The organism is Microbacterium sp. (genome assembly GCF_011620715.1).
GTDB lineage: Bacteria > Actinomycetota > Actinomycetes > Actinomycetales > Microbacteriaceae > Microbacterium.
This window is the reverse complement of sequence record NZ_WOYP01000070.1, coordinates 1-16,452: the sequence shown is the minus strand read 5'-3', so window position 1 is coordinate 16,452 and position 16,452 is coordinate 1. Positions and strand designations below refer to the sequence as shown.

Sequence of the window (16,452 nt, the reverse complement as noted above, 5' to 3'; positions counted from 1 at the left end):
TTCGATGCGCGTGCTCGAACGGGTTCGCGGAGACGCGGGTGATCCGGTGCACTGATCTGGCACTTTCTGAAGTGCACCGTGCGTCTGTTGCAGAACGACCTCAACGCGATTAGCGTGGGGGAATCCCACCCGGCCAGGGAAGGGGCGCGCAGGACCCCGTGCCGGATTCGGCTCTCCTCGCGCAATTGAGTACGACGTATCGAGGGAGATATGCAATGAAGACGAAGGCTGCCGTCAACTGGGGTACAGGTCAGGATTGGAAGATCGAAGAGCTCGAGCTCGACGATCCGAAGCACGGCGAAGTGCTCATCAAGCTTGCTGCGTCCGGACTGTGTCACTCCGACGAGCACATCGTCACCGGTGACATGCCTGTCCCCGCCTACCCGTACATCGGCGGCCACGAGGGCGCGGGCGTGGTGGAGAAGGTCGGGCCCGGGGTGGAGAGCCTGAAGGTCGGCGACCACGTCGTGCTGAGCTTCATTCCGGCCTGCGGGCGCTGCAAGATGTGTTCCACGGGACACCAGAACCTCTGCGACCTCGGTGCCGGCATCCTCGGCGGCCTGCAGATCAACGACAACACCGCCCGTCACCACGTCGACGGACAGGACGCCCGGCTCATGTGCGTGCTCGGCACGTTCGCGCCTTACACGGTGGTGCACGAAGCCTCCGCCGTGAAGATCGACGACGACATCCCGTTGGAGTTGGCGGCACTGGTCGGATGCGGCGTGACCACCGGCTGGGGTTCGGCCGTCAACAGCGCCGACGTTCAGCCTGGAGAGACGGTCGTCGTCGTCGGCGTCGGCGGAATCGGTTCCAATGCGGTGCAGGGCGCGCGGATCGCCGGGGCGAAGCACATCGTGGCCGTCGACCCGGTTGAGTTCAAGCGCGAGAACGCCCAGTCGCTGGGCGCTACCCACACCGCCGCCAGCATCGAGGAGGCCATGCCTCTCGTGTCGCAGATCACTCGCGGCGCAATGGCCGACAAGGTCATCTACACCGCGGGCGTCGTCGAGGGTGCTCTCATGGCCGGCATCATGGCTCTCACCACCAAGGGCGGCACCGCTGTGGTCACCGGCATCAGCCCGGCCACCGACATGACTGTGAACATGTCGCTGTTCGACCTGACGCTGTCGCAGAAGCGGCTGCAGGGATCCCTGTTCGGCGCGGCCAACCCGCGCGCCGACATCCCCAAGCTGCTGGGCCTGTACCAGAACGGTCAGCTGAAGCTGGACGAGCTGGTCACCCGCACCTACAGCCTGGAGGACATCAACCAGGGCTACCAGGACATGCGCGACGGCAAGAACATCCGCGGTGTGATCATCTACAACTGACGTGATTCCGCAGGACGAGATCGCCGTGGCCCCGAAGGTCGGGGTCGCGGCGATGCTCGGTCCGACGACTCTCGGCGCCTTCGACAAGGCCGTCGTGGGACGCCGAACCGAAACTGAGGTGCTGCTGGCCGCTCTCGCGGCTGGGCGGCACGTGATGCTCGAAGGCCCGCCGGGTACCGGCAAGTCCACCCTGTTGCGCACCCTCGCGACCGCCGCAGGGGTCAGCCTGGTTTTCGTCGAGGGCAGCGCCGAACTTACCCCCGGTCGGCTGGTGGGCAGCCATGACCCCAGCCGCGTGCTCGCCGAGGGCTACCGGGACGAGAACTTCCTCGACGGGCCGCTGCTGCAGGCGATGCGCAGCGGCGGACTCCTGTACCTGGAGGAGCTCAACCGGGTGCCGGAAGAGACCATCAACGTCCTCATCACCGTCATGAGCGAAGCGGAGCTGCACGTCCCGCGGCTCGGACTGGTGCGCGCTGCGCCCGGGTTCGCGCTGGTCGCGGCGATGAACCCTTTCGATGCGGTCGGTACCGCCCGGATCTCCGCCGCCGTCTATGACCGCACCTGCCGCATCCGGATGGACTACCAGAGTGCGCCGGACGAGGAGCAGGTGGTCGAGCGGGCCGTGCGCAGCACGCCCGCCTCGAGCGGGGGTGCCCCTGCGCTGGATGCGAGCCGGTCTGTGGCCCTTGTGCGCGCGACCCGCGACCACCCCGAGATCCGGATCGGATCTTCGGTGCGCGGCGCGATCGACATGATGCTGGTCGCCGACCGATTGGCTCGCCTACGGGCTCTGCCCCCCGACGACCCCGGAGTCAGTCTGGATGCATCCCTCGCGGCGCTGACCGGACGCATCCGCGTGCAGGAGGGCGGCGAACGCAGCGCCGAAGAGATCATCACCGAACTGTGGCATCGCATATATGACCCGCCGGCGGAGACCGAGCGCCCGGACGACCCGGGAAAAGCGGCCGGGGCGACCGGGCGCGACCGTCCGGCGCCCCTCGCGCCCCGCTGAACAACCGCCCCCCGCAGGGCTCCGATCCTTCCGATCCACCGCCCGCGACGAGCGGGCGGCATCTGCTGCAGGCACTGCCCGGGTTTCAGGAGGTCTCTCCCGAAGTGGGGATGCTCGACGAGCAGGCGCTGAGCGCGTTGGAGCGGCACGACCCGGACGCTGCACTCACCCTGGTCGCAGAGATGAGCGGCGCCACCGACGAGCGCCTGCGACGGCTGGCGCGGGCACTGGCGGGGCGGATCATGGTGCGGGCCGCGTCGCCCCGAGGGGCACCCCGGCCCGGGGTCGGCCGGATCCAGCCGACCCGGTGGCAGCCGGGCGTCGACATCGACGTCGACGAGAGCATGGAGGCCCTCCTGCCGGCCGCGCTGGCCGGACGCGTGCCCGACGCGGAGCAGCTGCGCGGACCCGGTTGGACCCGGCCGGCCACCGCGGTGTGCCTGGTGGTAGACCGCTCCGGGTCGATGGGCGGGGAGCGCCTGGCGACGGCCGCCGTCGCCGCGGCCGCCGTCGCGCTCCGCAGCCCCGACGATTACAGCGTGATCGCCTTCGGGTCGGCGGTGAGCACCGTCAAGGCCCAAGGCCAGTCTCGCGAGGTGGAGCGCGTGGTGGGAGACCTGCTCTCGTTGCGCGGCCACGGACGCACCGACCTCGCAGCCGCGCTGCGCGCTGCCGCCGCGCAGCTGGAGCAGTCCCGGGCGACCCGTCGGATCGTGCTGCTGCTGTCGGACGGAAGATCCACCGCGGGCGATGATCCGGTGCCGGCGGCCAGGGCCGTCGATGAGCTGCTCGTTCTGGCTCCTGTGGGGGGGGACGAATCCGGAGATCAGGCGCGATCGTTGGCACGCGTCGCCGGCGGACGGTTCGCGGAGGTCGCCGGACCCAGCGGCATCCCGGCTGCCGTCGCATCTTTGTGGCTGTGATCCACGCGACGAGTCAGCCTGGCCATTTCGCTGGCCGCGAACGGCCGCGGGATGCTGAGTGCCGCCACGTTGACATGCGACCTGTTTCAATGACAGCCTGTGAGCGACCCAAGCAGTTTACGGTGCTGTCCGCCGGAGCCCATGGGTCAAGCACTGACAATCCCGGCAAAGGAGCAAGGTTTTGAGCGCATACGCCACCATCAATCCCGCGACCGGCGAGGCACTCGCCGAGTTCCCCGTCATCAGCGACAGTGAGGTCGAGACGATTCTCGACCGGGCCCACACCGCGTATCTATCGTGGCGGCAGACGACGTTGGCCGAGCGCACCGCGGCTTTGGCCCGCGCCGCACAGCTGAGCATGGAGCGCATCGACGAACTGGCGGAGCTGCTCACCCTCGAGATGGGCAAGCCGTCGATGCAGGCCAAAGGCGAAGTGATGCTCGTCGCGTCGATCTTCCAGTACTACGCAGACAATGCGGAGAAGTTCCTCGCCGACGAGGTGCTCGACGCTGTGGGGGGCGGCGAAGCCATCGTCCGCACCGAGTCAATCGGCGTCATCCTGGGCGTCATGCCGTGGAACTTCCCCTACTATCAGGTGGCCAGATTCGCCGCCCCGAACCTGGCTCTGGGCAACACGATCATCCTCAAGCACGCGCGCAATTGCCCGCAATCGGCTCTGGCGATGGAGAAGCTGCTGCACGACGCCGGCATTCCCACCGACGCCTACATCAACGCGTTCATCGACAGCCGTCAGGTCGCGGAGGTCATCGCGGACCCGCGCGTGCAGGGCGTCTCACTCACCGGATCGGAGAAGGCTGGCTCGGCGGTCGGTGAGGTGGCCGGAAGACACATGAAGCGCTACGTGCTGGAGCTCGGCGGCTCCGATCCCTTCATCGTGCTCGAAGACGCCGACGTCGACGCTGCGGTCCAGGCGGCTGTCATGGGCCGGGTGATGAACGCCGGGCAGGCCTGTACCGCGTCGAAGCGGTTCATCGTCGTCGACTCGGTGTATGAGGAGTTCACCCAGAAGTTCATCGCGATGATGACGCAGATTCCCACCGGTGATCCCACTGATCCCTCCACAATGGTCGGACCGCTCTCCTCGGTGCAGGCCGCCGAGGATCTCGACGAGATCGTGAAGGAAGCGGTCGGCAAGGGCGCTGAATTGCACTCGGCACCGCAGCCGGCGGCCGGCGGCGCTTTCTACGCGCCTGGAGTGCTGACGGGTGTCACCTCCGAGATGCGCGCCTTCGACGAGGAGCTGTTCGGTCCGGTTGCCACGGTGTACCGTGTTCCCTCGCCCCAGGCTGCGGTCGAGTTGGCGAATTCCTCGCCGTTCGGCCTGGGCGGCAGCATCTTCACGAAGGACCTCGACCTGGCTCGCGACCTGGCCGGGGACCTGGAGACCGGGATGGTGTGGATCAACGCGGTCACCGGGAGCTCGGCTGAGCTGCCGTTCGGCGGGGTGAAGCGCTCGGGCGTCGGTCGTGAGCTCGGCAAGTACGGGATGAGCGAGTTCGCCAACAAGAAGCTGGTGCGGGTGCCGCAGCCCGCGTGACGTCAGCGGGCGAGCATTCATGAGCCCGCAGCCAAGACAGATCCCACAACCTAAAAGGTCCCGGAAACCCTTGAGTTTCCGGGACCTTTTGGTCGGGATGACAGGATTTGAACCTGCGACCCCTTGACCCCCAGTCAAGTGCGCTACCAAGCTGCGCCACATCCCGCTGCCCGCGAGCGGACAACTCCCCAATACTAGCCGGTTGCCGCGAACGCCGCGAACGATCTGGGGCATCGGATCTTCCATGTCCGCCCTGATCGCCACGTCGACGGTGATCCGGCTGGCCCGGGTCCGGGTGAGCAGGCCGGTCATGCGACGATTGTGGTGCCCACTTGCTCGATGAGGAGAATCATGAATCGGCTCTTGCCGGGCTTCGCGCCCGATGCCGCGTGACGAACGGGACTGCTCGCGTCGACGCGTGGCTCTGGGCCGTGCGCGTCTACAAGACCCGCTCCGCTGCGACGAACGCATGCCGTGCGGGGCATGTGCGAGTCAACGGTGAGCGCGCGAAGGCTGCCCAGCCGGTTCGACCCGGCGACGAATTGCGCGTCAGGATCGCGGGCTTCGATCGCATCCTCGTCGTGAAGCAGACGATCACCAAGCGCGTGGGTGCGATTCCCGCGGCGGCCGCCGTCGAAGACAAGACTCCTCCGCCCCTGCCACGCGAGGAGCGCGGGTTCGTCCCGATGCGCGATCGCGGCGCCGGGCGCCCGACGAAACGCGAGAGACGCGACATCGACAAGCTCCGCGGGCGCGACGCCGATGGCAGCGACCCCTATGGGAGCTGATCGAGCAGCCAACGTGTGCCGCGCACCGAAGCGACACCGGCGCGTGCGCTGCGCGAGCCATGGCGAGTCGAAGCATCTGTCACGCGACGGGCAAGCTCGCGGTCGCTCGTCACGACCGTCACAGTGCGTCCGCCTGCGATGAGCCGTTCGGTCTCGGTGACGATGGCGTCATCACCGGATGCCGCAGCCCGAACGACCTCGACTCCCTCGGCCTCGTCTCCCGCGGCGCGAGCCTGACCCTCGACAACGACGACCCACTCGGGGAACCAGGTGTGCTCGGGCAGATCGAGAGAAGCGGCCGGGATTCCGTCGGCCGCAAGCCGACCGATGCGAGCGATGAGCCGACGTGCCGCACCCGGACGGTCGTGCCACCAGCCGTCAGGCACGGAGCCGACGACGTTCGCGGCGTCCACCACGACGACCGGCCGCATCTCAAGGAGCGGCCGGAGGACAGCCCACGATGACGCGAAGCCCGGGTGCAGGGGCTTGTCGGCGACCGCCTCGGGTGCGGTCCACGCAAGCTCGCGGCTCTCGGGATCGCTGATCGTCGGCTCGAAGGGCCGGGTCACATCCGCGACGACGGTCGTGTAACTCCAGTAGCCGAGCTCGAGAACGCTCAGCAGCCGGGGACGCACGGAGGCGTGGGGCACGCCCGCTTCTTCCGCGGCCTCCCGCAGCGCGCCATCGCGCGCCGACTCGCCTTCATGTCGCGCTCCGCCCGGGAGCGCCCACGTGTCGCCGTAATGCGACCACGACACCCGGTGCTGCAGCAGCACGCCACGGCCGTCGTCGAGTGCGAGCAGGCCGGCAGCGCCGAATGCGCCCCAATATCGCTCTCCGGACGGAGCGATGACCCAGGCGTCGCCTGGGTCGCGGGGCCCGAAGGGGCGACGCGCCTCACCGAAGGCAGGGGGCTCGATACTCACGTGTCCACCCTGTCACACGTGCGCATGCCACGGGCCACTGATCGGACCGCTCACGCGGCATCCGCCGGTCCGGGTTTCGCCTACCTCGCCGACGTGTCCGCCGACGTGCACGGGCTGTACGAGCAGTTCGGCTTCGCCGCGCCGGATGCCACGGCGATGGTGCGCCCGCCGGCGCAGTCCGCGATCGCCGGCTAGCGGGTCCGCTTCTCGCGCACCCGCATGTTGACCACGATCGGGCTGCCCTCGAAGCCCCAGATCTCGCGCAGGCGCCGCTGGATGAACCGGCGATAGCCCGGGTCGAGGAATCCGGTGGTGAACAGCACGAATGTCGGCGGGCGGGTGGAGGCCTGCGTGCCGAACAGGATGCGCGGCTGCTTGCCCCCGCGCAGCGGGTGCGGGTGCTCCGCAACGAGCTCGGCGAGGAACGCGTTGAACTTGCCGGTCGGGATGCGGGTGTCCCACGAGTCCAGCGCGGTCTCCAGCGCCGGCACGAGCTTCTCGAGGTGCCGGCCAGTGCGGGCCGAGATATTGACACGCGGCGCCCAGGCGACGTGTGCGAGGTCCTGCTCGATCTCGCGCTCGAGGTAGCGGCGCCGGTCGGCGTTCGCGAGGTCATCGTCGTTCAGCCGATCCCACTTGTTGAACGCGAGCACCAGGGCGCGCCCCGATTCGAGCACGAGGTCGATGATCCGCACGTCCTGCTCGCTGATCGACTCGCTCACATCGAGCACCACGACGGCCACTTCAGCCTTCTCGAGCGCGGCCGACGTACGCAGCGACGCGTAGAAGTCGGCGCCCTGCTGCAAATGCACGCGACGACGGATGCCGGCTGTGTCGACGAACCGCCACAGGCGCCCGCCGAGGTCGACGATCTCGTCGACGGGGTCGCGCGTGGTGCCGGCGAGGTCATCGACGACGACGCGCTCCTGGCCCGCGGCCTTGTTCAGGAGGGAGGACTTGCCGACGTTCGGCCGACCGAGGATCGCGACGCGACGCGGGCCTCCGATCTCCTGCTTGGCGACCGCCGACACGGTCGGCAGCACCTTCATGATCTCATCGAGCAGATCCGCGACGCCCCGGCCGTGGATCGCCGAGACCGGGTACGGCTCGCCGAGTCCGAGGCTCCACAGCGCCGCGGCCTCCGGCTCGTGCCGTGCGTCGTCGATCTTGTTGGCGACGAGGAACACGGGCTTGCCGCTCCTGCGCAGCAGTCTGACGACGTGCTCATCGGTCGAAGTCGCGCCGACCATCGCATCGACGACGAACACCACGACATCGCACAGTTCGATCGCGATCTCCGCCTGGGCCGCGACCGAGGCGTCGATGCCGCGCGCATCGGGCTCCCACCCGCCGGTGTCGACCACAGTGAAACGGCGGTCCATCCACTCCGCCTTGTATGTGACACGGTCGCGCGTGACACCGGGCGTGTCCTCCACGACCGCCTCGCGACGGCCGAGGATGCGGTTCACAAGTGCAGACTTGCCGACATTCGGCCGGCCCACGATCGCGACGACCGGCAGCGCCGGCGAGTACTCGACGCCGTGCTCGCCGAGCGTGATGTCCGAGAGCAGCTCGGCATCCTCGTCGTCGAGTTCGTAATCGGACAGGCTTGCGCGCAGCGTCTCCGCGCGCGCTTCGGCAAGCTCCTCGTCGAGGTCGGCCATGGCTTCGGCGATCTTGTCGTCTCCGCCTTCATATTCGTCGTCAGCGCTCATCTCGCGCTCCTGCCTGTAGGGGGATGACCGTGCGGACGACGTCGAGGACGGCATCCACGGTCTGTTCGAAATCAAGGTCGGATGAGTCGACGACGTCGACGCCCGGTGCTGCGGTGAGGAAGTCGACCACGGTCGAATCGTGGGCATCGCGGCGGTGCAGTGCATCCGCGACGGCGCGGGCGTCGAGTCCGGCGAGCTCGGCGCTGCGGCGTGCGGCGCGGATGTCGGGGTGCGCCGTCAGCAGAATGCGCACCGGAGCGTCGGGGGCGACGACTGTGGTGATGTCGCGGCCTTCGACGACGACGCCGGGGCGGCCCGACTCGCTCACGAGCCTGCGGGTCAGCGCGCTCATCCACCGGCGCACGGCGGGCACGCGCGCGACGCCGCTCACAGCCTCCGTCACGCGCGGGTCGCGGATCGCCGTGGTCACGTCGGTGTTGCCGACATGCACCCAGTAGTCGTCGGGGTCGAGCGAGATCGCATAGTCGAAGTCGCCGGCGACGTCGAGGACGGATGCCGAGTCCGATGTGTCGGCGCGGTGATCGAGCGCATGCCAGGCGAGCGCACGATAAGCGGCGCCGGTGTCGATGAAGCCGAAGCCGAGCCGTCGTGCGACCTGCTTCGAGACGCTCGACTTGCCGCTGCCGGCCGGTCCGTCGATCGCGACGAGGAGGACCTCGGCCTGCGAGTCGGCCGCCGAACCTGGTGAAGGGTCAGTCATTCGTCGTGCTCGCAATCTTCCAGCCGAGGGCCTCGAGGCCTTCGACCGCGCGACGCACCGCGGTCGGCACGACGCTGATCTCGGCAAGCCCGAACTGGGCGCCGGGAGAATGCTCGAGGCGCAGGTCTTCGACGTTCACCTCGAGCTCGCCGAGCTCGCCGAACAGGCGCCCGAGCTGACCGGGGGTGTCATCGACCATCACGACAACCTGCTCGAAGCGGCGGTTCTGCCCATGCTTGCCGGGCAGCCGCTCGACACCGTCATTGCCGCGGCGGATCGTGTCGGCGATCGTGCGCCGCGCACCGGGGGCCTGCGGAGCGCGCAACGCGGCCGAGACCGCGGTGAGGTCGGCTGCCAGCGCATCGAGCACGTGGACGACGGGTTCGGAATTGGCGCCGAGGATCTGCACCCACAGTTCCGGGGCGGATGCCGCGATCCGCGTCGTGTCGCGAACCCCTTGGCCGGCGAGGCGCAGCGAGCCGTCGGGCGCGTCGACGAAGCGACCGGCGAGCAGGCTCGCCACGAGCTGGGGAACGTGGGAGACGAGCGCGACCGCCCGGTCATGGTCTTCGGGCGTCATCTCCAGCGGGGTCGCACCGAGGTCGAGCGCGAGACCTTCGACCAGCGCGAGATCGGCGGCGGAGGTCTCGTCGTGGCGGCACACGACCCACGGGCGCCCCACGAAGATGTCGGCGCGCGCCGAGATCGCGCCGCCACGCTCGCGGCCGGCGAGCGGGTGCGAGCCGATGTAGTGGGTCAGGTCGACTCCGCGAGCACGCAGATCGCGCAGCGGCTCGAGCTTGACGCTCGCGACGTCGGTGACGACCGAGTGCGGATGCCGCGACAGTTCGCGCTGGATGACGTCGGCGGTCACATCCGGCGGCACCGCGACGACGACCAGCGACGGATCGTCGTCGTCGCGTGGGTGACGCCCGGCGCCGTAGTCAATCGCGAGGCGCAGCTGAGAGGGCGAGGTGTCATCGAGGGCGACATCGATCCCGCGCGCCATGAGTGCGTGACCGATGCTCGAGCCGAGCAGCCCGGAGCCTACGATGCGGACCGTGCCCTGCACACGCGCCGCGAGAGGAGTCGCGGCACGCGCCGGCGTGCCTGTCGATTCGCTCACTCGGTCTCCTGGTGGTGTCCTGCCTGCGGTGGTGCGCGCAACTCCGCAACAGCGGGGCTAGCTATCGCGTTCGCGACTCGCAGACGGCGGCTCTACGGTCGCGCCGCGCGCGAGTGTCAGCAGAGCGCCCCGTTCAACCTTAGTCAACTCGCGTGCCCGCCCCACTGGGAGGGTTCCCAGGTGCAGCGGGCCGAACTGGCGTCGCACGAGCTCCACGACCGGATGCCCGACCGCGGCCATCATGCGTCGCACGATGCGGTTGCGCCCCGAGTGCAGCGTCAGCTCGATCAGCGAGCCGCCGCCCTGCGCGGAGCTGGACAGGAGGCGCGCCTTGTCGGCCGCGATGGCGCCGTCCTCGAGCTCGATCCCCCGCGTCAGCGTCGCGATGGTCTGCGCGGTGACTCTGCCCTGCACCTTGGCGACGTACACCTTCGTGACCCCGAACGACGGGTGCGCGAGCACATGGGCGAGTTCGCCGTCGTTCGTGAGCACGAGCAGGCCGCTCGTGTCGGCATCCAGTCGTCCGACGTTGTAGAGGCGTTCGCCCCAGTCCTGGGTGAACTCGCGCAGGTCCGGCCGGCCGCGCTCATCGCGCATCGAGCTGACGACGCCGCGCGGCTTGTTGACGATGACGTACCGCCTGGTCTCGTCGAGCTGGATCGCGGTGCCGTCGACGTCGACGAGGTCGGTCTCGGGATCTACGCGCGAGCCGAGCTCGGTCACGACGACGCCGTTCACGCGCACCCGGCCCCCGACGATCAGGTTCTCGGCCACCCGTCTCGAGGCGACGCCCGCGTTCGCGAGCACCTTCTGCAGCCGCACGCCGCCGGTCGAACGGACCTCGGCGGGTGAGCCTTCGACAGGCTCAGGGACCTGGTTGGTGTGCTCACTCACGCGCGAAGCACCTCGTCGAAGCCGTCGGCGCCGTCCGCCAGCAGCGGCGAGATGTGCGGGAGCTCGTCGAGCGAGTTGATCCCGAGGTTCACGAGGAGCGCGTCGGTGGTGCCGTAGTGGATCGCACCGGTCTCGGCATCCGTGAACTCCTCGGTGATCAGGCCGCGCGCCAGGAGCGTCCGCACGACGGAGTCGACGTTCACGGCACGGATCGAGGCGACCTGTCCCCGCGTGACGGGCTGCTTGTACGCGATCACCGCGAGGGTCTCGAGCGCGGCCTGCGACAGTCGTGAGGGCGCCTGCGTGTTCACGAACTCGGTGACGAGGTCGTCATGCTCCTCGCGCACGTACAGCCGCCAGCCGCCGCCCACCTCGCGTAGCTCGAAACCGCGCCGGGGTCCGCCCGCGAGGCCGTCGTAATCCTCGACGAGGGTTTCGATCGCCTGACGCACCGCGGGCACGGGGGCGCCCACGGCGGTGGCGAGGCTCACCAGGCTCTGCGGCTCGTCGACGATCAGCAGGATCGCCTCGAGCCTGCGCGCGACGTCGGTCGTCGCCGACGCGGCCACGGGGTCATTGGTCATAGTCGGCTCCCAGACTTGCAAGATTCTCATCGGACCACCGCTCGGCACTCCAGCGCAGGGTCAGCTCCCCCAGCGGCTCGAGCTGTTCGAACGACAGGGCGCCGTGCCGATACAGCTCGAGCACGGACAGGAAGCGGGCGACCACGACTCCGGGCTGGTTCGCGCCGGCGACGAGCTCCCGGAAGTTGAGGGATCCGGCATCCCGCAGCAGCGTCACCACGATCGCCGCCTGCTCACGGATGCTGACCAGCGGCGCATGCAGATGGTCGAGTCCGACGTGCGGGATCTCCTTCGGCGTCATGGCGAGGATCGCCAGCGCCGCGAAATCGTCGAGCGTCAGAGTCCACACCAGTTCGGGCACGGCCTGACGATACTTCTCGTCGAGCCGCACGGCGCGTGTGTGACGCAGATCCTCGGCGCGCAGGCGGCTCGCGAACCAGCCCGAGACCTCTTTGAAGGCGCGATACTGCAGCAGCCGGGCGAACAGCAGGTCGCGGGCCTCGAGCAGCGCGACCGACTCGGCGTCGACGAGCTCGCCCTGCGGCAGGAGTCCTGCGACCTTCATGTCGAGCAGGGTCGCGGCGACCACGAGGAACTCGGAGGCCTGCTCCATCTCCTCGTCGACATCGAGCTCGTGCAGGTAGGCGATGAACTCCTGGGTCACTCGGCTCAGCGACACCTCGGTGATGTCGAGTTCGTGCTTGGAGAGCAGGTTCAGGAGCAGATCGAACGGCCCGTCGAAGACGCCGAGCGAGACGCGGAACCCCGCGGGCTCTTCGGCGGCCGATGCCTCAATGACCGGCTCGTCAGGCGACGGCACCACGCGCGACCAGCTCTCGCGCCAGCCGCAGATACGCCTGGGCGGCCGCGTGCTCGGGCGCGAACTCCGTGATGGGCATGCCCGAGACGGAGGCATCGGGGAACTTCACGGTGCGACCGATCACGGTCTCGAGCACGTCGTCTCCGAACGCCTCCACGACGCGCTCGAGCACTTCGCGGGAATGCAGGGTCCGCGGGTCGTACATCGTGGCCAGCACCCCGTCGAGCTCGATCGTGGGATTGAGCCGGTCGCGCACCTTGTCGATCGTCTCGACCAGCAGGGCGACGCCGCGAAGGGCGAAGAACTCGCATTCCAGTGGGATCACCACCCCATGGCTCGCGGTCAGCGCGTTCACCGTGAGCAGGCCGAGCGAGGGCTGGCAGTCGATCAGAATCACGTCGTAGTCCGCGGCGACCTTGCGCAGCACGCGCGCGAGGATCGTCTCGCGGGCGACCTCGTTGACCAGGTGCACTTCAGCCGCCGAAAGGTCGATGTTCGCCGGGAGGATGTCCAGGCCCTCGACCGCGGTCGGCACGATCACCTCGTGCGGGTCACGCTTGGTGTCCAGCAGCAGGTCGTAGATCGTCGGCAGGTCGTTGGTCTGGATGCCGAGCCCGGCCGACAGCGCACCCTGCGGATCGAAGTCGACCGCGAGCACTTTGCGCCCGTACAGGGCGAGCGCGGCAGCCAGGTTGATCGTCGTCGTGGTCTTGCCGACGCCGCCCTTCTGGTTGCACAGCGCGATGATACGTGCCGGACCATGGCCGTCGAGCTTCGGGGGCGTGGGGAAGCCGTGATACGGACGACCGGTCGGACCGATGGTCACGCCGTCCTCGGCCGACTTCGTCTGCACCGTCTTCTTCGGGGCCGTGCCCTTCGTCGCGCTGCTCGCCACCCGGTCTCCCACCTCACGTCGTGCTGGGTCGATTCTAGCGACCCTGCCGGCTCAGGCCCGGGCGCCGCGCCTCGGCGTGCCCGAGGGTGATCTGCGCCTCAGCGTGCTCGGGGGTGACCTGCGCCTCAGCGTGCTCGGGGGTGACCTGCGCCTCAGCGTGCTCGGGGGTGAGAAGTCGCGTACACGTCGCGCAGCGTGTCGACCGATACGTGCGTGTAGATCTGGGTCGTCGCGACCGACGCGTGCCCGAGCAGCTCCTGAACGACGCGCACATCCGCTCCACCCTGCAGAAGGTGGGTCGCGAACGAGTGCCGCAGGGTATGCGGTGAGACATGTGCGGTGAGCTTCGCGCGCGCGGCCGCATGCTGGATCACGAGCCATGCGCTCTGCCGCGACAGTGGCGCACCGCGCGCGCCGAGGAACAGCCGGGGTGTGGCGTGTCCGCGCCGGGAGAGCTCGGGCCGCGATCTCGTGAGGTACGCGTCGATCGCCGAGCGCGCGTAAGAGCCGACCGGGATGATCCGCTCCTTCGATCCCTTGCCGCGCACGCGCACCACATCGCCGTGGGCGAGGTCGTCGACATCCAGCTGCACGACCTCCGACACGCGCGCGCCGGTCGCGTACAGCAGTTCGAGCAGTGCGCGATCGCGCAGTCCGATCAGCTCAGTCGCTTCGAGTTCGCCGCCCTGGGGACCGGCGGCATCCAGCAGTCTTTCGACCTGGTCGATCGTGAGCGCCTTCGGCAGTCGTCGTGCGGCCTTCGGCGGTCGCAGGCGCCCGGTCGGGTCGTCGGTCTCGATGCCTTCTCTCGCGAGGAAGCGATGCAGCCCGCGCACGGAGGACTGCAGGCGCGCGAGGCTCGATGCCGCCGGCGGCGGCTCGGCCGAGGCGCGCTCGGCCGCGAATGCGGTGACGAGCACGACGGTCACCTCGCTCGAATCCCGGATGCCGCGCTCGGTGAGCCAGGCGATGTAGCCGGCGAGATCGCGACGGTAGGCCGCGACAGTATGCTCGGACAGGCCTCGTTCGATGGAGATGTGCCGCAGGTACGCGTCCACCGCTCGCTCGAGCTGCATGTCAGTGCCCGCAGCGGCGCAGTCGTTCCGCGGCGGCGAGCACGCCGACAGCCAGGATTCCGTTGCGCAGCCGCCCGTTCAGCACGCCGGCGACGGCATCCTCCAGGGGGATCCATTCGACGCGGATGTCCGCCTCTTCGGCTTCGCGCGCGTGGGCGGTGCCGACCGGGCTCAGTCCCCGGGCGAGGAAGAGATGCACGATCTCGTCGTTGCCGCCCGGTGTGGTGAAGATGCTGACGAGCGGCTCCCAGTGGGCGGCCGTCAGATCGGCCTCTTCGATCAGTTCGCGCTGGGCGGTCTCGAGCGGCGACTCCCCCGCGACATCGAGCAGCCCCGCGGGGATCTCCCAGTCGCGATGGCGGATCGGGTGACGGTACTGCTGGATCAGCAGGACGCGGCCCTGCTCGTCGACGGCCACGATCGCCGCCGCACCTGGATGATCCACGTACTGCCGCACGATCTCACCGTCGCCGTAGCGCACGGTGTCGCTGCGAACATCCCACACCCGGCCCGAGTAGACCAGGTCGCTGCCGAGGACCTCGGCGTCGACGGGCTCGTCGTGCAGCGCTCCGGCACCGGGAGCGGACTCAGCCATTGTCGACGTCGAACAGTTCGCTGGAACGATGACGTTCGAGAGCTGCCCCGACGAGCCCACGGAACAGCGGGTGCGGGTCGGTCGGCCGAGACCGCAGCTCAGGGTGAGCCTGCGTCGCGATGTAGTACGGGTGCACCTCGCGCGGCAGCTCGACATACTCGACGAGGTTGCGGTCGGGCGAGAGTCCGGAGAAGAACAGGCCCGCGCTGGAGAGGGTGTCGCGGTACGCGTTGTTGACCTCGTAGCGGTGGCGGTGACGCTCGTCGACGCGCGACCGGCCGTACAGCTCGCGAGCGAGCGAGCCCGCGGCGAGCTCGGCGGGATAATTGCCGAGGCGCATGGTGCCGCCCATGTCTCCCCCGGCGATGATCGCGACCTGCTCGGCCATCGTCGCGATGACCGGGTTGGTGGTGTCGGGGTCGAACTCGGTGGAGGAGGCATCATCGATGCCGGCGACGTGCCGGGCGTACTCGATCACCATGCACTGCAGGCCCAGGCACAGCCCCAGCGTCGGGATGCCCTGCTCGCGGGCGAACTTCAGCGCCCCGAGCTTGCCCTCGATGCCCCGGATGCCGAAGCCGCCGGGAACCACGATCCCGTCAAGCCCGCCGAGCGCCTTCGCCGCACCCTCGGGCGCCTCGCACAGGTCGGACGGGATCCAGGTGATCGTCACGTGGGTCTCGTGCGCGAAGCCGCCGGCCTTGAGCGCCTCGGTGACCGAGAGGTAGGCATCCGGCAGGTCGATGTACTTGCCGACGAGCCCGATCGTCACCTCGTGCTTGGGGTTGTGCACGGCCTGCAGCACGCGCTCCCAGCGCGACCAGTCGACCGCCGCGGCCTTGCTCAGGCCGAGCGTGCGGACGATGTACTCGTCCAGCCCCTGCTCGTGGAGCATCGTGGGGATGTCGTAGATGCTGGGTACGTCGACCGCGTTGACCACGGCGTCCTCGTCGACGTCGCACATCAGGGCGATCTTGCGCTTGTTCGATTCGGTGACGGGGCGGTCGCTGCGCAGCACGAGCGCGTCGGGCTGGATGCCGATCGAGCGGAGTGCAGCGACCGAGTGCTGCGTGGGCTTGGTCTTCTGCTCACCCGAGGCGCCCATGAAAGGCACGAGGGATACGTGCACGAAGAACACGTTCTGCCGGCCGAGCTCGTGGCGGATCTGCCGGGCGGATTCGAGGAAGGGCTGCGACTCGATGTCGCCGACCGTGCCGCCGATCTCGGTGATGATCACGTCGGGCTTGGGCGTCTCGTCGGCTTGCAGGCGCATGCGCCGCTTGATCTCGTCGGTGATGTGCGGGATGACCTGCACGGTGTCGCCGAGGTACCCGCCGCGGCGCTCGCGCGCGATCACCTGCGAGTAGATCTGACCGGTGGTGACATTCGCCGCCTGGCTGAGCTCGATGTCGAGGAAGCGCTCGTAGTGCCCGATGTCGAGGTCGGTCTCGGCGCCGTCATCGGTCACGAAGACCTCGCCGTGCT

17 protein-coding genes and 1 tRNA gene are annotated in these 16,452 nt (G+C 69.0%); 6 read left to right on the top strand and 12 right to left on the bottom strand.

Annotation, left to right across the window (positions count from 1 at the left end):
- Positions 1-215 precede the first annotated feature (215 nt).
- The 4 genes from QZV84_RS06790 to QZV84_RS06775 all read left to right on the top strand — a co-directional run bounded on the left by QZV84_RS06790 (position 216) and on the right by QZV84_RS06775 (position 4,827).
- Positions 216-1,331, top strand: coding sequence for an NDMA-dependent alcohol dehydrogenase (locus QZV84_RS06790; protein WP_292827260.1), 1,116 nt, complete (start codon positions 216-218; stop codon positions 1,329-1,331).
- 1 nt (position 1,332) lies between these two features.
- A complete protein-coding gene (locus tag QZV84_RS06785) occupies positions 1,333-2,346 on the top strand; it encodes a MoxR family ATPase (RefSeq protein ID WP_292827257.1) in 1,014 nt (337 codons plus the stop codon).
- A gap of 110 nt (positions 2,347-2,456) precedes the next feature.
- Positions 2,457-3,269, top strand: coding sequence for a vWA domain-containing protein (locus tag QZV84_RS06780; protein WP_292827254.1), 813 nt, complete (start codon positions 2,457-2,459; stop codon positions 3,267-3,269).
- Between the two features lie 181 nt (positions 3,270-3,450).
- Positions 3,451-4,827, top strand: a complete 1,377-nt coding sequence (locus tag QZV84_RS06775) for an NAD-dependent succinate-semialdehyde dehydrogenase (RefSeq protein ID WP_292827252.1) — start codon at positions 3,451-3,453, stop codon at positions 4,825-4,827.
- Positions 4,828-4,916: 89 nt separating this feature from the next.
- On the opposite strand, the gene QZV84_RS06770 is transcribed toward QZV84_RS06775, so the two are convergent.
- Positions 4,917-4,993: transfer RNA gene (locus QZV84_RS06770), tRNA-Pro, on the bottom strand.
- A gap of 223 nt (positions 4,994-5,216) precedes the next feature.
- Between QZV84_RS06770 and QZV84_RS06765 the strand changes: the two genes are divergently transcribed.
- Complete coding sequence (locus QZV84_RS06765) at positions 5,217-5,615, top strand: RNA-binding S4 domain-containing protein (RefSeq protein WP_292827249.1); 399 nt, start codon at positions 5,217-5,219, stop codon at positions 5,613-5,615.
- On the opposite strand, the gene QZV84_RS06760 is transcribed toward QZV84_RS06765, so the two are convergent.
- Positions 5,603-6,541 carry an NUDIX hydrolase gene (locus QZV84_RS06760; protein ID WP_292827246.1) on the bottom strand — a complete coding sequence of 313 codons (939 nt, stop codon included), beginning with the start codon at positions 6,539-6,541 and terminating at the stop codon, positions 5,603-5,605. The two genes, QZV84_RS06765 and QZV84_RS06760, sit on opposite strands and share 13 nt — an antisense overlap.
- On the opposite strand from QZV84_RS06760, the gene QZV84_RS06755 reads away from it, so the two are divergent.
- Positions 6,542-6,736: a hypothetical protein gene (locus QZV84_RS06755; RefSeq protein WP_292827243.1), complete on the top strand. Its 195-nt coding sequence runs from the start codon at positions 6,542-6,544 to the stop codon at positions 6,734-6,736.
- On the opposite strand, the gene der is transcribed toward QZV84_RS06755, so the two are convergent.
- The 10 genes from der to QZV84_RS06705 form a co-directional block, all read right to left on the bottom strand.
- On the bottom strand, positions 6,733-8,256 hold the full coding sequence (gene der / locus QZV84_RS06750) for a ribosome biogenesis GTPase Der (protein WP_292827240.1): 1,524 nt from the start codon (positions 8,254-8,256) through the stop codon (positions 6,733-6,735). The genes QZV84_RS06755 and der overlap by 4 nt on opposite strands.
- Entirely contained in the window at positions 8,246-8,977 is a 732-nt protein-coding gene (gene cmk / locus QZV84_RS06745) for a (d)CMP kinase (RefSeq protein WP_292827237.1), read from the bottom strand. Before cmk ends, der begins: the two co-directional genes overlap by 11 nt.
- Positions 8,970-10,103 (bottom strand): prephenate dehydrogenase, encoded by a 1,134-nt coding sequence (locus QZV84_RS06740; RefSeq protein WP_292827234.1) that lies wholly within the window; start codon positions 10,101-10,103, stop codon positions 8,970-8,972. The genes cmk and QZV84_RS06740 overlap by 8 nt, the downstream gene beginning before the upstream one ends.
- Before the next feature lie 57 nt (positions 10,104-10,160).
- The gene (locus tag QZV84_RS06735) at positions 10,161-10,925 is read right to left on the bottom strand and encodes a pseudouridine synthase (RefSeq protein WP_292827265.1); all 765 of its coding nucleotides are present in this window, start codon (positions 10,923-10,925) and stop codon (positions 10,161-10,163) included.
- 68 nt (positions 10,926-10,993) lie between these two features.
- Positions 10,994-11,581, bottom strand: coding sequence for an SMC-Scp complex subunit ScpB (gene scpB / locus QZV84_RS06730; RefSeq protein WP_292827231.1), 588 nt, complete (start codon positions 11,579-11,581; stop codon positions 10,994-10,996).
- Positions 11,571-12,404 carry a ScpA family protein gene (locus QZV84_RS06725; RefSeq protein WP_292827228.1) on the bottom strand — a complete coding sequence of 278 codons (834 nt, stop codon included), beginning with the start codon at positions 12,402-12,404 and terminating at the stop codon, positions 11,571-11,573. Before QZV84_RS06725 ends, scpB begins: the two co-directional genes overlap by 11 nt.
- A complete protein-coding gene (locus QZV84_RS06720) occupies positions 12,388-13,221 on the bottom strand; it encodes a ParA family protein (protein WP_292827262.1) in 834 nt (277 codons plus the stop codon). Before QZV84_RS06720 ends, QZV84_RS06725 begins: the two co-directional genes overlap by 17 nt.
- A 227-nt stretch (positions 13,222-13,448) precedes the next feature.
- Positions 13,449-14,372, bottom strand: a complete 924-nt coding sequence (xerD, locus tag QZV84_RS06715; RefSeq protein WP_292827225.1) for a site-specific tyrosine recombinase XerD — start codon at positions 14,370-14,372, stop codon at positions 13,449-13,451.
- 1 nt (position 14,373) lies between these two features.
- Entirely contained in the window at positions 14,374-14,967 is a 594-nt protein-coding gene (locus tag QZV84_RS06710) for an NUDIX hydrolase (protein WP_292827222.1), read from the bottom strand.
- A partial coding sequence (locus QZV84_RS06705) for a CTP synthase (RefSeq protein WP_292827219.1) occupies positions 14,960-16,452 on the bottom strand: 1,493 nt, incomplete at its 5' end. The genes QZV84_RS06710 and QZV84_RS06705, both read right to left, overlap by 8 nt.